This window comes from Paraburkholderia sp. GAS199 (genome assembly GCF_050436585.1).
GTDB lineage: Bacteria > Pseudomonadota > Gammaproteobacteria > Burkholderiales > Burkholderiaceae > Paraburkholderia.
Map to the genome: position 1 here is coordinate 609357 of NZ_JBNDMM010000003.1, position 12997 is coordinate 622353.

Genomic DNA, 12997 nt, shown 5'->3' on the forward strand with positions numbered 1-12997 from the left:
CAGCACTCCTCGGGGTGAATAAATTACCGTGAAGAATACCGCGCCTTCACGAAAATATTTTTTGCCGCCATGTCGATCCGGACGCGCGCGGATCGTCGTCAGGTTGAAGCCGCTGCGATGAGCGGCGCGACAAGACAAGACGTCGCGCTGCATCGCAGCATTGTCCTTCACGTCATGCAAGGAGATTGCCGATGACTGGAATCGAATCCGCCACTCCGGCTCTGAAATCCGCCCGACAGATGGCCGATTTGCCGAGGCGCTTTCCCGGCGAAAGCGCCGATTACCGGCGCGCCCGCAACGCGCTGCTGGCCGAAGAAATCGAATTGCGCCGCCATATCGAACGGGTCGCGGCGCAGCGGCGCGCGCTGCCGCCAGGCGGCGTGGTGCCGGAAGACTATGTTTTCGTCGGCGAAACGGGGCCGGTCACGCTCTCGCAGATGTTCGGCGCGCACGACACGCTGATCACGTATAACTGGATGTTCGGTCCGCGTCGCGAGCGGCCGTGTCCCATGTGCACGTCGCTGCTGAGTGCCTACGACGGCGAAATGCCCGATATCCTGCAGCGCGTCGCGTTCGCCGTGATCGGCCGCTCGCCCATCGACAAGCTGATGGCGTTCGCGAAAGAGCGGGGCTGGCGACATTTGCGGCTCTATTCGTCGGGCGGCAATACCTTCAATCGCGACTACGCCGGCGAAGATCCGGACGGCGACGACATCCCGGCCTTCAACGTGTTCTCGCGCTCGGGGAAGGTGGTGCGTCACTTCTGGGCCGCGGAGATGGGGCCGTCGACCGCCGACCCCGGTCAGGACCCGCGCGGCGCACCGGACGTCATGCCGCTCTGGACCGTGCTCGACATGACGCCGGCCGGTCGCGGCACGAACTGGTATCCGAAGCTCGACTACGGCGCCGCTGCGCGCTAGCGAAGCGCGCTTACGTCATCAGCAGGTAGTCGTCGCCGGTAGCGGTTTCGAGGTAGCCGGCCACGGCGCCCGCGCGCATTGGCCGGGCAAACAGATAGCCCTGCACGGCACGCGCGCCGAGTCCTTTGACTACCTCGGCCTGTGAAACGGTTTCGAGACCTTCGACCACGCATTCGAGGCCGAGATTGCGGCACAGGTCGAGCACCGAGCGGACGATCTTCTTCGACGCAGTATTGGTGTCGACGTCGGTCATGAAGCTGCGGTCGATCTTGATCGTATCGAAGGGCAGGCGGTGGACGTAGCTGAGGCTCGAATAGCCGGTGCCGAAGTCGTCGAGCGAGACGCGGCAGCCGGCCTGCTTGATCATCGTGAGCGAGCTGCGTGCCTGTTCGAAATCGCGCGTCACGGCGGTCTCGGTGATCTCGAAGGTGACGCGATGCGGCGGCACGCCGCTCGCCTCCACGATATCCACGAGGCGGCGCGCGCGCGGCGACGTGCAGATGTCGATGGCCGACAGATTGAACGACAGATACAGCTCGGCCGGCCAGCGCGACACTTCGGCGAGCGCTTTGTGCAGCAGTACTTCGGTCACGCCGAGAATCAGTTCGGTGCGCTCCGCGATGCGGATGAACTCTTCCGGTCTGACGGCGCCGAGGCGCGCGTTGTGCCAGCGGCCGAGCGCTTCGAGACCGATTGGCCGCTGCGTCAGCAGATCGTAGATCGGCTGGAATTCGAGGAACAGTTCCGCTTCGAGGTCGGCGTGCCGCAACTCCTGCGTGACGAGACTCGACCGGCGAATCCGCGTTTCATGCTCTTTCGAGAAAATCACCGGCGTGCCGCGACGGCTTTCCTTGCCGACGTACAGCGCGGCGTCGGCGCGTTCGAACACCTGCGCGACCGTGTCGCCGGCTTCCGGGAACGCGGCCCAGCCGATCGTGCCGGTCAGTTCCGCCACGTTGCCGGCGACCCGATACGGTTGCCGGAGCGCGTCGCAGACGCGTTGTCCGAGTTCGACGAGCGCCTCGTTCGAGAGCTTGCTCTGCGCGAGTATGCCGAACTCGTCGCCACCGAGGCGCGCGAAGAAAATGCCGGGTTCGGCGAGCGCGAGCAGACGGAAGCCCACTTCCTGCAGCACGATATCGCCGCTTGCGTGACCGTACACATCGTTGATCTGCTTGAAGCCATCGAGGTCGATCAGCCCGACGTTGAAGCCGCCGTTGCCGCCGGCCGACTGTTCCGACAGCGCGCGCAGCGAGGCGAAGAAACTGCGCCGGTTCGGCAGGTCGGTCAGGCTGTCGATGCTCGCGAGCCGGAAGTTGTCGTCGCTGAGTTTCTGGGTTTTCTGCTGGCTTGCCTGCAATTCGCGCTGGGCGTGCACCACGCCCGCGAAGGTCCGGTAATACAGTTCGATGATGAACGCGAGCGCCACGCCGACGAGCGTCATGTCGATCGCCATCGCGATGAAAACGGGGTGACCCGTCGACACCATGAAGCTCGCGAAGCTCACGATCGAAATCGACAGCAACAGCAACGCAGCCGCGCGCAGATGCATCAGGCAGAACACGCAGCCGACCACGGTGGTGGCGATATAAAAAGCCACTTGCGCCTGTTCGTACGCGCTGCCGTACGGAAACAGCATCAGCGACCACGCGCTGAACGCGGTGCCGAACAAACCCGACAGCCAGACCAGCTTGCGCAGTTCGGGCACGGCCTTGGCGTGCGTCAAGACGCGCTGACGGTTGTGCCACCATTGCACGCAACGGACGACACACAGGGAGCACAGCACGGCGGGAATGTAGATGGTCAGCCACGCCGGCGCCATCCCGAGGTGCGTGACGGCGACAGCCAGCGTGTTCACCAGCAGGATGAAATAAAGCAGCGGTGTCTGGCGGCGGAACGCCTCGAGTTGCGAGCGCACGAGTTCCGGGTCGCCCTCGGCGACCGATAGCATCTCCCTCAATCTGGCTAATCGGACCATTTGCTTCCTTGAAAACGTTTGCGCTGCGCACGCAGCCTTTTATAACGGCAGCATATTCGGCAGCTTGAGCCTGATTTCAAAGGGAAATCCCGATTCATGCGCGAACGGTAAAAGCGCCCGGCGTGCCGAGGCGAGATGTCATTTGTGCTTGTCGCGCGTGTTTCGGCGGTCCGTCGCGTGCAGCTGCAGCCATGAAGCCCGGTGCAGTGGGGGCGGACAAAGGTGGGATGTGACGCGTGCGCGACGAAATTTATCGTTTTAATTGTTAAGAATTCATCGACGTGAACCGGCCGCCGAGCGTCTGTCTACGCTTGCGTGCGGCCGACCATAACATCGGCCAAACGCCCGCCAGTGTTCGATAGAGCCGCGCTAAGCCACTGAAATTGCAACGGAATGTGATGAACGCCAGGCCGGCGTAATCTGACGCAAGCGCGTAAGCGCGCGATTCTTATGGCACTTTCGGGCGAAAAATCCTGAAACCGGCGCTGCAAGCGTGATACAAGGCTTACAGGCAAGGTTTGCGCGAATGCGCGCCTATGCGTTAGTGTGTCGGTCCCGGCGCAACAGATGTGGCGCCGGTTCCATGATTACCATACGGGAAGTGCTATGAACAAACAGGAACTGATTGACGCAGTCGCCGCACAGACGGGCGAAAGCAAAGCGGCCACCGGCCAGACCATCGACGCGATCGTCGAAGCGGTAACGAAGGCAGTGGTTGGCGGCGATACGGTGCAACTGGTCGGTTTCGGTTCTTTTTCGACCGGCGCTCGTGCAGCACGTGTCGGCCGCAATCCGTCGACCGGCGCAGAGATCCAGATCGCTGCTGCGAAAACCGTGAAGTTCGTTGCCGGCAAGGCATTCAAGGAAGCCGTCAACGCGTCGTAAGCATTGTCGTGCAACGCGCCTCACGCTGGCGCATCGGTCCACGCCGCCATCCGGCGCGGCGAACGATGCAACGGGCGTGAGGAACAACGCGCTGCCCCAACTCCGTGACGTTTCTGTTCGGTGGTTGGCGCGGCGCGTGCGTCGCCGACCGGCGCCTTGCGCGACCGATCAGCCCGCGCGACGTTTGCGCGCCGCTTCGGCCAGCGTCTCGAGCACCGGTTCGGTCTGTGCCCAGCTCACGCAAGCGTCGGTGATCGATACACCGTGACGCAGCGGCACTCCCGCCTTCAGATCCTGACGGCCTTCTTCCAGATGACTCTCCAGCATGACGCCGATGATGCGGCGCTCGCCTGCGATGAGTTGTTGCGCGATATCCTGCGCCACCTCCAGTTGACGCAAATGCGACTTGCCCGAGTTCGCGTGCGAACAGTCGACCATGACCTGCTGACGCAGGCCGGCTGATTCGAGCGCCGCGCACGTGGCGTTCACCGACGCGCTGTCGTAGTTGGGCCCTTTCTTGCCGCCGCGCAGGATGACGTGCGCGTCGTCGTTGCCGCGCGTTTCGAAGATCGCGGCCATGCCCATCTTCGTCATGCCCATGAACGCGTGGCTCGCGCGCGCCGCGACGATCGCGTCCGCGGCGATCTGCACGCCGCCGTCCGTGCCGTTCTTGAAACCGATCGGGCAGCTCAGTCCGGAAGCGAGCTGACGATGACTCTGGCTCTCGGTCGTGCGCGCGCCGATGGCGCCCCACGCGATCAGATCGGCGATGTATTGCGGACTGAGTAGATCGAGAAATTCGGTGGCCGTGGAAAGACCCAGGCCGTTGATGTCGAGCAGCAGTTGGCGCGCGAGGCGCAGACCTTCGTTGATGCGGAAACTGCCGTCGAGACGCGGGTCGTTGATATAGCCTTTCCAGCCCACCGTGGTACGCGGTTTTTCGAAGTACACACGCATGACGATCAGCAGGTCGTCCTTGTAACGGTCTGCCGCGACCTTCAGCTTGCGCGCGTATTCGATTGCCTGGTCGTGGTCGTGAATCGAACACGGACCGACGATCATCACGAGGCGGTCGTCACGGCCGTGCAGGATGTCGGCGATTTCAGCGCGCGTCTTTTCGACCAACGTCTGCACGGGCGCCGGCACCGGCAATTCGTCCTGCAGCAGGGCAGGTGAAATGAGTGGGCGGACTGCGCCGATGCGAACGTCGTCGATACGCGTGGTGTCCTGGGTGGCGTCGGCCGAGCCGACTTCCTGATCGTGCAAAGGATTGTCGATGGCGCTCAAAATATTCTCCCGGACCTTGGGTGTTGAAATGGCCTTGGCGGCCGCGATTGCAGGGGGAACCGCGGTCTCGTGCGCGCGGTTTCCACGGAATCCCGCGATTATGACACTCGCCTGCCGTTGCCGCGCTCGCGACGTATCGACGCCCTCAGAGTCGTTCGATCAGCGCCATGGCGGCGGCCGGATTGCGTTCCTTGAAACCGCTGATGACGTAAAGATAGACGTCGCGTGCCGCGCTTTTGCCGGGCGCCGCGGCGGAGGTGTCCAGATCGGCGGGCGTCGTGCCGGCGGCCAGCTGGCGGGCGCGTTCGGCCCAGCCGTCGAGCGCTTTCGGCGCGTAGCCTTTAACCGGTTTGTCGGTCGTGCCCATGATGCGCGCGTAGACGAAGGGCGCGGTGAGGTCGGCGATCTGCGGGTACTCGCTGTCGCCGGCCAGCACGACGGCCACCTTGTACTTGCGCGCCAGTGCGATGAAGTCGGGCGACCTGAAGCTCTCGTTGCGGACCTCGACGGCGTGCCTCAGTTTGTGACCCTCGACGCTCGCGGGCAGCAGTTTCAGGAAGGCTTCGAAGTCGTCCGGGTCGAACTTCTTGGTGGTGGCGAATTGCCAGTTGATCGGGCCGAGCTTCTGCTTGAGGAGCAATACGCCGCTGGCCAGGAAACGCTCGATGGTTTCTCCTGCGTCGGCGAGCACTTTCCGGTTCGTGGCATAGCGGGGCGCCTTCAGCGAGAAGACGAAATCGTCCGGCGTTTCCTGATACCACTTCTCGTAACTCGACGGCTTCTGCAAACCATAGAACGTGCCGTTGATTTCGATCGACGTGAGATGACTGCTGGCGTATTCGAGTTCGCGGCTTTGCGTGAGGTCGTCGGGATAAAAGGTGCCGCGCCAGGGCGCGAAGGTCCAGCCGCCGATGCCGATTCGGATCTTGCCGCTTTTTGCTGAGGGCATGCTCGTTTTCTCCTGGATGACCGCGTGACCGCGCCGGGAGAAACAGATTAGCGTATCGGCGTGTTTATTTGCTGCCGCGTTTATTCGATGCCGTTGCCGCTTCCTGCGCGGCCGCCTGTTCGAAGCGGCGCGTGGCTTCCGCGACTTCCATGCGGAACTGTTGCAATGCGTTGACTGCAACGTCCGGCGGCGTCAGCGCGGTCCATAGAACGTCGATGAGTTGGCCGGCGGTGGCGTCGATGTCGATATGGCGGTTCGCGAGCGTGGCGTCCCACAGAACGTGTTCCATCGGCCCGAACACCATGGAGCGCAGAAGACGCAGCGGCATGTCGGCGCGAATCTGGCCGCTTTCCTGGCCTTGCGCGAGCACGCGCATGAGCGGCGCGGTGTAGCGGCGCTGCAGTTCGGTGAGCGCTTCGCTCAGTTCGTGATGACGGGCGCGGCCCTCGGACAGCACCAGCGCGCACAGATCCGTGCCGTTCACCAGCATCAGCCGCAAATGCGTGCGCACGATGAAGGCGAACTGCTGACGTACGTTGCCGTCGCGCGGCAGGCCGGTTTCGATGGCCTCGATGATCTCGTCGTACCAGTCGCCGATCACCCGCGCGCACAACTCGCGCTTGCCGCGGAAGTAGCTGAACACCGTGGCTTCGGAAATGCCCAGGCGCTGCGCGATCTCCGCCGTGGTGGCGCGCTCGTAGCCTTTCTCGGAGAACACGTCGCGGCCCGCCTGAAGAATTTCCTTCACGCGCTGCTGCGATTTGCGTCCGGCCGGCTGACGCCGGGAAGCGGGCATGGCGTCGGGCGGAGAGCTGGATGGGCGCGGGTCGGACAGGTCGGCCTTCATGGCAAGCGTCATATGAGTCGGGTTCAGATCGGCAAGGGCGTCGAGCCCGTTCGAGACGATACTATCACGGTGAGACGGTCATCCGGGCGTCATAAACGATTTCTGAGTGACACTCAAAAATACCTATTGACGTATACGGCAATCTGGCGTGAAATGCGCATTGAACGAGCACGCGTACCACGCGGCAAACGGACGGCCCGCGAGCCCGGCCGTATTGAGAGACCCGCCGGCGCCCCACCAGGTTGACCGGCCGCCAACGAACTCTGGAGACACAGCAATGAGCAATCTGCCCGGTTTGCAATTCCCGCTCGGCGAAGAAATCGAAATGTTGCGCGACAGCATCGCGGGATTTGCCGCCAAGGAAATCGCACCGCGCGCCGCGGAAATCGATCGCACGGATCAATTCCCCATGGACCTGTGGCGCAAGTTCGGCGACCTCGGCGTGCTCGGCATGACGGTCTCGGAAGAATACGGCGGCGCGAACATGGGCTACACGGCGCACATGATCGCGATGGAAGAAATCTCGCGCGCCTCGGCCTCGGTCGGGCTCTCGTACGGCGCGCATTCCAATCTCTGCGTCAACCAGATTCACCGCAACGGCACCGAAGCGCAAAAACGCAAATACCTGCCCAAGCTGGTGTCCGGCGAACATGTCGGCGCGCTCGCCATGAGCGAGCCGAACGCGGGCTCTGACGTCGTCAGCATGAAACTGCGCGCCGAGAAGAAGGGCGACCATTACGTGCTCAACGGCACGAAGATGTGGATCACCAACGGTCCGGATTGCGACACGCTGGTGGTCTACGCGAAAACCGATCCCGAAGCGAATTCGCGCGGCATCACGGCTTTCATCGTCGAGAAAGGCATGAAGGGTTTTTCGATCGCGCAGAAACTGGACAAACTCGGCATGCGCGGCTCGCACACCGGCGAGTTGGTGTTTCAGGACGTGGAAGTGCCCGAAGAAAATATTCTCGGTCAACTGAACGGCGGCGCGAAGGTTCTGATGAGCGGCCTCGATTACGAGCGCGCGGTGCTCGCGGGCGGCCCGACCGGCATCATGGTCGCGGTCATGGACGCGGTGGTGCCGTATATCCACGACCGCAAACAGTTCGGCCAGCCGATCGGCGAATTCCAGCTGATCCAGGGCAAGGTCGCCGATCTGTACACCACGCTGCAGGCGTGCCGCGCGTACCTCTACGCCGTGGGCCGTCAACTCGACACGCTCGGCAAGGAGCACGTGCGCCAGGTTCGCAAGGACTGCGCGGGCGTGATTCTCTACACCGCGGAAAAAGCCACGTGGATGGCCGGCGAGGCCATCCAGATTCTCGGCGGCAACGGCTATATCAACGAATATCCGGTGGGCCGTTTGTGGCGCGATGCCAAGCTCTATGAAATCGGTGCGGGCACCAGCGAAATCCGCCGCATGCTGATCGGCCGCGAACTGTTTGCCGAGACGGCTTGAGCGAAAGCGTCAGCGCGTCATGCCCGTTGTCCGATCCGTGAGCGGGCGTATAAAAAAACGGCGAACAGGAGAGTCACGCAATGCCGATCATCGAATCAAAGCTGAATCCGCGCTCGGACGATTTCCGCGCCAATGCGACGGCGCTCGAAGCGCTGGTTGCCGATCTTCGCGCAAAGATCGACAAGCTCGCGCTAGGCGGCGGACAGGCGGCGCGCGATAAACACACGGGGCGCGGCAAGCTGCTGCCGCGTGAGCGCATCGAAAAACTGCTCGATCCGGGCACGCCCTTTCTCGAGTTCTCGCAACTCGCGGCCTACGGCATGTACAACGACGACGCGCCGGGCGCGGGCGTCGTGACCGGCATCGGCCGGATCGCCGGCCAGGAGTGCGTGATCGTCTGTAACGACGCCACGGTCAAGGGCGGCACGTACTATCCCGTCACCGTCAAAAAACACGTGCGGGCGCAGGAAATCGCGGCGGAAAATCATTTGCCCTGCGTGTATCTGGTCGACTCCGGCGGCGCCAATCTGCCGAATCAGGACGACGTCTTTCCCGATCGCGATCACTTCGGGCGCATCTTCTTCAACCAGGCCAATCTCTCGGCAGCGGGCATTCCGCAGATCGCCGTGGTCATGGGTTCGTGCACGGCGGGCGGCGCGTATGTGCCGGCCATGAGCGACGAGTCGATCATCGTCAAGAATCAGGGCACCATTTTTCTCGGCGGACCGCCGCTCGTCAAAGCCGCAACCGGCGAAGTGGTGAGTGCCGAAGACCTCGGCGGCGGCGACGTGCACACGCGTCTGTCGGGCGTGGTCGATCATCTCGCGCAGAACGACGCGCACGCGCTTTCCATTGCGCGCAACATCGTCGGCAATCTGAATCGCAGCAAGCATGTGCCGCTTGCGCTGCAGGAACCGAAGCCGCCGCGCTACGACGTGAAAAGCATGTACGGCGTGATTCCCGTCGATACCCGCAAGCCGTTCGACATTCGCGAGGTAATCGCACGCATCGTCGACGATTCCGCGTTCGACGAATTCAAGGCGCGCTATGGCGCCACGCTCGTCTGCGGCTTCGCGCATATCTGGGGACATCCGGTCGGCATCATCGCGAACAACGGCATTCTGTTTTCGGAGTCGGCGCTCAAGGGGGCGCACTTCATCGAACTGTGCTGCCAGCGCAAGATTCCGCTCGTGTTTCTGCAGAACATCACCGGTTTCATGGTGGGCCGCAAATACGAAAACGAGGGCATTGCGCGCAACGGCGCGAAGATGGTCACGGCCGTGGCCACGGCGAAGGTGCCGAAGTTCACGGTGATCATCGGCGGCTCGTTCGGCGCGGGCAATTACGGCATGTGCGGCCGTGCGTATTCGCCGCGCTTCCTGTGGATGTGGCCGAATGCGCGCATCTCGGTGATGGGCGGCGAGCAGGCGGCGTCGGTGCTGGCCACCGTGAAGCGCGACGGCATCGAAGGCAAGGGCGGCGCGTGGAGCGCGGAAGAAGAAGAGGCGTTCAAGCAGCCGATCCGCGAGCAATACGAACATCAGGGGCATCCGTATTACGCCAGCGCGCGCCTGTGGGACGACGGCGTGATCGACCCGGCGCAAACGCGCGACGTGCTCGGTCTTGGTCTGTCGGCCGCCATGAATGCGCCGATCGAAGACACGCGTTTCGGCGTCTTCAGAATGTGAGCGCGCAGCGCAAGGAGTCACTGACATGCACTATGAAACGCTGACATTCGCAGTCGACGGCCGCGTCGCCACGCTCACGCTGAACCGGCCGGACGTGCGCAATGCCTTCAACGAAACGATGATCGCCGAACTCACGTCGGCCTTCACCGCGTTGAACGCGAACGAAGACGTGCGCGCGGTCGTGCTGGCCGCGAACGGCAAGGCATTCTGCGCAGGCGCCGATCTGAACTGGATGAAGAAGATGGCCGGTTACTCGGACGACGAGAACCGCGCCGACGCGATGCTGCTGGCCGGCATGCTTGCCTCGATCTACCGATGCAACAAACCGGTGATTGCCCGCGTGAACGGCGATGCCTACGCCGGCGGCATGGGACTGATCGCGGCGTGCGACATCGTCGTGGCGGTGGAGAGCGCGCGCTTCTGTCTGTCGGAAGCACGGCTCGGGCTGATTCCCGCCACCATCGCGCCGTACGTGATTCGCGCGCTCGGTGAGCAGGCTTCGCGCCGCTATTTCGCCACGGCCGAGCAGTTCGATTGCGCAACCGCGCTGCGTCTCGGCCTCGTGAGCGAAGCGGTGAGCGCGGAGCAACTGGACACGACGGTTCAGCAGATCGCCGCCACGTTGTGCGCGAACGGTCCGCAGGCGGTTCGCGCCTGCAAGCAACTGGTGCAGGACATCGCGGGCCAGGAACTGAATGCGGCGCTGATCGAAGACACGGCGGCGCGCATCGCGCGCACGCGCGCCGGAGCGGAAGGCCGCGAAGGCGTGGCGTCGTTCCTCGAAAAACGCACGCCGTCGTGGCGCGATTGAGTGCACTGAGCGCGGTAGCATGACCGAAGCGGCGGCGAGCAAACGAAGCAGCGCTCGCCGGCCCTCAACAGAACAACAGTCCCGAAGCCTGTACTTCGGGCACTCTCATCGAGACAGATCATGTTCAACAAGATCCTGATTGCGAACCGGGGTGAAATTGCGTGTCGCGTCGCCGCGACCTGCAAGCGGCTCGGCATCGCCAGCGTCGCCGTATATTCCGACGCGGACGCCGAGGCCAAACACGTCGCGGCCTGCGACGAGGCGGTGCATATCGGCGGCTCGACGGCGGCGGAAAGTTATCTGCGCGTCGAACGGATCATCGAGGCGGCGCGGGCCACCGGCGCGCAGGCCGTGCATCCGGGCTACGGGTTTCTGTCCGAGAATGAAGACTTCGCGCAGGCTTGCGAGGCGGCCGGTATCGTCTTCATCGGACCGCCGGTCGAGGCGATTGCCGCGATGGGCTCGAAGGCCGCTGCCAAGGCGCTCATGCACGCGGCGGCGGTGCCGCTCGTGCCGGGCTATCACGGCGACGACCAGGACGCGCAACTGCTGCATCGCGAAGCGGATTCGATCGGTTATCCGGTGCTGCTCAAAGCGAGCGCGGGCGGCGGCGGCAAAGGCATGCGCGTGGTGGAGCGCAGCGAAGATTTCGCGGCGGCGCTCGCGTCGTGCAAACGGGAAGCCGCCAGCAGCTTCGGCAACGATCGCGTGCTGATCGAAAAATATCTGACGCGGCCGCGTCACGTGGAAGTGCAGGTATTCGCCGACCGTCACGGCGGCGCGGTCTATCTGTTCGATCGCGACTGCTCGGTGCAGCGGCGTCACCAGAAAGTGCTGGAAGAAGCGCCCGCGCCGGGGCTGCCGGCCGGCGTCAAGCGCGAGATGGGCGAGGCCGCGGTGGCTGCCGCGCGCGCGGTGAATTACGTCGGCGCAGGCACGGTCGAATTCATCATGACCGAGACGGGCGAGTTCTACTTCATGGAGATGAACACGCGCCTGCAGGTCGAGCATCCCGTTACGGAAATGGTGACCGGCCAGGATCTGGTGGAGTGGCAACTGCGCGTGGCGTCGAACGAAGCGTTGCCGCTCACGCAGGACCAGTTGCGGATCGACGGCCATGCCATCGAGGCGCGCATCTATGCCGAGCATCCGGCGCGCGGTTTTCTGCCGTCCACCGGCACGCTCAAACATTTGCGCATGCCAGAGGGCGTCGAGTTTTCGATCGGCGCGGATTCAGGCGAGTCCGGCCGCAAGGCGCCGGTGCGTATCGACAGCGGCGTGCGCGAGGGCGACACCATCACGCCGTTCTACGATCCGATGATCGCCAAGCTGATCGTGCACGGCGCGACGCGCGAGGAAGCGCTGGCGCGGCTGAGTCGCGCGTTGCGCGCCTGCGAGGTGGTCGGTCCGCATACCAATGTCGAGTTCCTGCAACGCATCGTCGCCAGCGAGCCGTTCGCGACCGGCGACCTCGACACGGGCCTGATCGAGCGTCATCACGACGCCTTGTTCGCGCCCGCGAAGAAGCCGTTCAGGGAAGCGCTCGCGCTTGCCTGCGCGGCCCTGCTCGCGCGTGAAGGCGGCAGCGCGCACGGCGCTTCGCCGTGGGACGCGTTGTCGCACTGGCGTCTGAATAGCGGCTACACGCAGACGCTCGGCTGGCGCACCGTCGATCACGCGAGTGCGCAGGGCGCGGGCGACGAGAGCGCGTTCACCGTCACGTTCGCGCGCGACGGCGCCGTGCAGACGCTCGAACACGACGGCGTGCGCGAAGACTTCGCGTGGTCAGCCGGCAATGGCGAGCACGAGTTCCGCGCCACCATCGGCGACGCGCGCGTGACCGGCCGCGTGTTCGTCGACGGCGATACGTTCCACGTTTTCTGCCTCGGCGAGGCGCTGGCGTTCGAGTGGCAGAACCTGCTCGCGCATGCCGCGGACGTGGAAGGCGGCGAAGGCCGGCTGACCGCGCCGATGCCCGGCAAGGTCATCGCGGTGCTGGTGGAGCCCGGCGCCGTGGTGGAGAAGGGCACGCCGCTCATCGTGATGGAAGCGATGAAGATGGAGCACACCATCGGCGCGCCCGCGGCGGGCACGGTGTCCGAGGTGTTGTATGCGGTCGGCGATCAGGTCGCGGACGGCGCGCAGCTTCTGGTGCTGAACGTCGAATAAGGCG

The 12997-nt window shown here is 63.9% G+C and carries 10 protein-coding genes; 6 read left to right on the forward strand and 4 right to left on the reverse strand.

What is annotated here, in order from left to right; translation table 11 throughout:
• Window positions 1–191 precede the first annotated feature (191 nt).
• On the forward strand, window positions 192–920 hold the full coding sequence (locus P3T18_RS14405; protein WP_429300590.1) for a DUF899 family protein: 729 nt from the start codon (window positions 192–194) through the stop codon (window positions 918–920).
• A gap of 10 nt (window positions 921–930) precedes the next feature.
• Here the strand turns inward: P3T18_RS14405 and P3T18_RS14410 are convergent, their stop codons facing one another.
• Window positions 931–2898: a putative bifunctional diguanylate cyclase/phosphodiesterase gene (locus P3T18_RS14410; protein WP_429300591.1), complete on the reverse strand. Its 1968-nt coding sequence runs from the start codon at window positions 2896–2898 to the stop codon at window positions 931–933.
• A gap of 606 nt (window positions 2899–3504) precedes the next feature.
• Here P3T18_RS14410 and P3T18_RS14415 point away from each other — a divergent pair.
• Window positions 3505–3783 carry an HU family DNA-binding protein gene (locus P3T18_RS14415; protein ID WP_408498383.1) on the forward strand — a complete coding sequence of 93 codons (279 nt, stop codon included), beginning with the start codon at window positions 3505–3507 and terminating at the stop codon, window positions 3781–3783.
• Between the two features lie 168 nt (window positions 3784–3951).
• On the opposite strand, the gene P3T18_RS14420 is transcribed toward P3T18_RS14415, so the two are convergent.
• The 3 genes from P3T18_RS14420 to P3T18_RS14430 all read right to left on the reverse strand — a co-directional run bounded on the left by P3T18_RS14420 (window position 3952) and on the right by P3T18_RS14430 (window position 6878).
• Entirely contained in the window at window positions 3952–5070 is a 1119-nt protein-coding gene (locus P3T18_RS14420; protein WP_429300592.1) for a 3-deoxy-7-phosphoheptulonate synthase, read from the reverse strand.
• 145 nt (window positions 5071–5215) lie between these two features.
• Window positions 5216–6019 carry a DUF72 domain-containing protein gene (locus tag P3T18_RS14425; protein WP_429300593.1) on the reverse strand — a complete coding sequence of 268 codons (804 nt, stop codon included), beginning with the start codon at window positions 6017–6019 and terminating at the stop codon, window positions 5216–5218.
• A 64-nt stretch (window positions 6020–6083) separates the two neighbouring features.
• On the reverse strand, window positions 6084–6878 hold the full coding sequence (locus P3T18_RS14430) for a TetR/AcrR family transcriptional regulator (RefSeq protein ID WP_429300594.1): 795 nt from the start codon (window positions 6876–6878) through the stop codon (window positions 6084–6086).
• Window positions 6879–7143: 265 nt separating this feature from the next.
• Here P3T18_RS14430 and P3T18_RS14435 point away from each other — a divergent pair, with 265 nt between their 5' ends.
• The 4 genes from P3T18_RS14435 to P3T18_RS14450 all read left to right on the forward strand — a co-directional run bounded on the left by P3T18_RS14435 (window position 7144) and on the right by P3T18_RS14450 (window position 12993).
• Window positions 7144–8325 (forward strand): isovaleryl-CoA dehydrogenase, encoded by a 1182-nt coding sequence (locus P3T18_RS14435; RefSeq protein ID WP_429300595.1) that lies wholly within the window; start codon window positions 7144–7146, stop codon window positions 8323–8325.
• A gap of 80 nt (window positions 8326–8405) precedes the next feature.
• The gene (locus P3T18_RS14440; protein ID WP_429300596.1) at window positions 8406–10013 is read left to right on the forward strand and encodes a carboxyl transferase domain-containing protein; all 1608 of its coding nucleotides are present in this window, start codon (window positions 8406–8408) and stop codon (window positions 10011–10013) included.
• A 25-nt stretch (window positions 10014–10038) separates the two neighbouring features.
• Window positions 10039–10824, forward strand: coding sequence for an enoyl-CoA hydratase/isomerase family protein (locus P3T18_RS14445; protein ID WP_429300597.1), 786 nt, complete (start codon window positions 10039–10041; stop codon window positions 10822–10824).
• A 120-nt stretch (window positions 10825–10944) separates the two neighbouring features.
• Window positions 10945–12993, forward strand: coding sequence for an acetyl/propionyl/methylcrotonyl-CoA carboxylase subunit alpha (locus P3T18_RS14450; RefSeq protein WP_429300598.1), 2049 nt, complete (start codon window positions 10945–10947; stop codon window positions 12991–12993).
• Window positions 12994–12997: the final 4 nt, after the last annotated feature.

What these genes read in the sequence shown, in the direction of transcription:
- P3T18_RS14445 (WP_429300597.1), top strand. Translation starts at nt 10,039, where the DNA reads ATGCACTATGAAACGCTGACATTCGCAGTCGACGGCCGCGTCGCCACG.
- P3T18_RS14430 (WP_429300594.1), bottom strand. Translation starts at nt 6,878, where the DNA reads ATGACGCTTGCCATGAAGGCCGACCTGTCCGACCCGCGCCCATCCAGC.
- P3T18_RS14425 (WP_429300593.1), bottom strand. Translation starts at nt 6,019, where the DNA reads ATGCCCTCAGCAAAAAGCGGCAAGATCCGAATCGGCATCGGCGGCTGG.
- P3T18_RS14435 (WP_429300595.1), top strand. Translation starts at nt 7,144, where the DNA reads ATGAGCAATCTGCCCGGTTTGCAATTCCCGCTCGGCGAAGAAATCGAA.
- P3T18_RS14440 (WP_429300596.1), top strand. Translation starts at nt 8,406, where the DNA reads ATGCCGATCATCGAATCAAAGCTGAATCCGCGCTCGGACGATTTCCGC.
- P3T18_RS14405 (WP_429300590.1), top strand. Translation starts at nt 192, where the DNA reads ATGACTGGAATCGAATCCGCCACTCCGGCTCTGAAATCCGCCCGACAG.
- P3T18_RS14410 (WP_429300591.1), bottom strand. Translation starts at nt 2,898, where the DNA reads ATGGTCCGATTAGCCAGATTGAGGGAGATGCTATCGGTCGCCGAGGGC.
- P3T18_RS14450 (WP_429300598.1), top strand. Translation starts at nt 10,945, where the DNA reads ATGTTCAACAAGATCCTGATTGCGAACCGGGGTGAAATTGCGTGTCGC.
- P3T18_RS14415 (WP_408498383.1), top strand. Translation starts at nt 3,505, where the DNA reads ATGAACAAACAGGAACTGATTGACGCAGTCGCCGCACAGACGGGCGAA.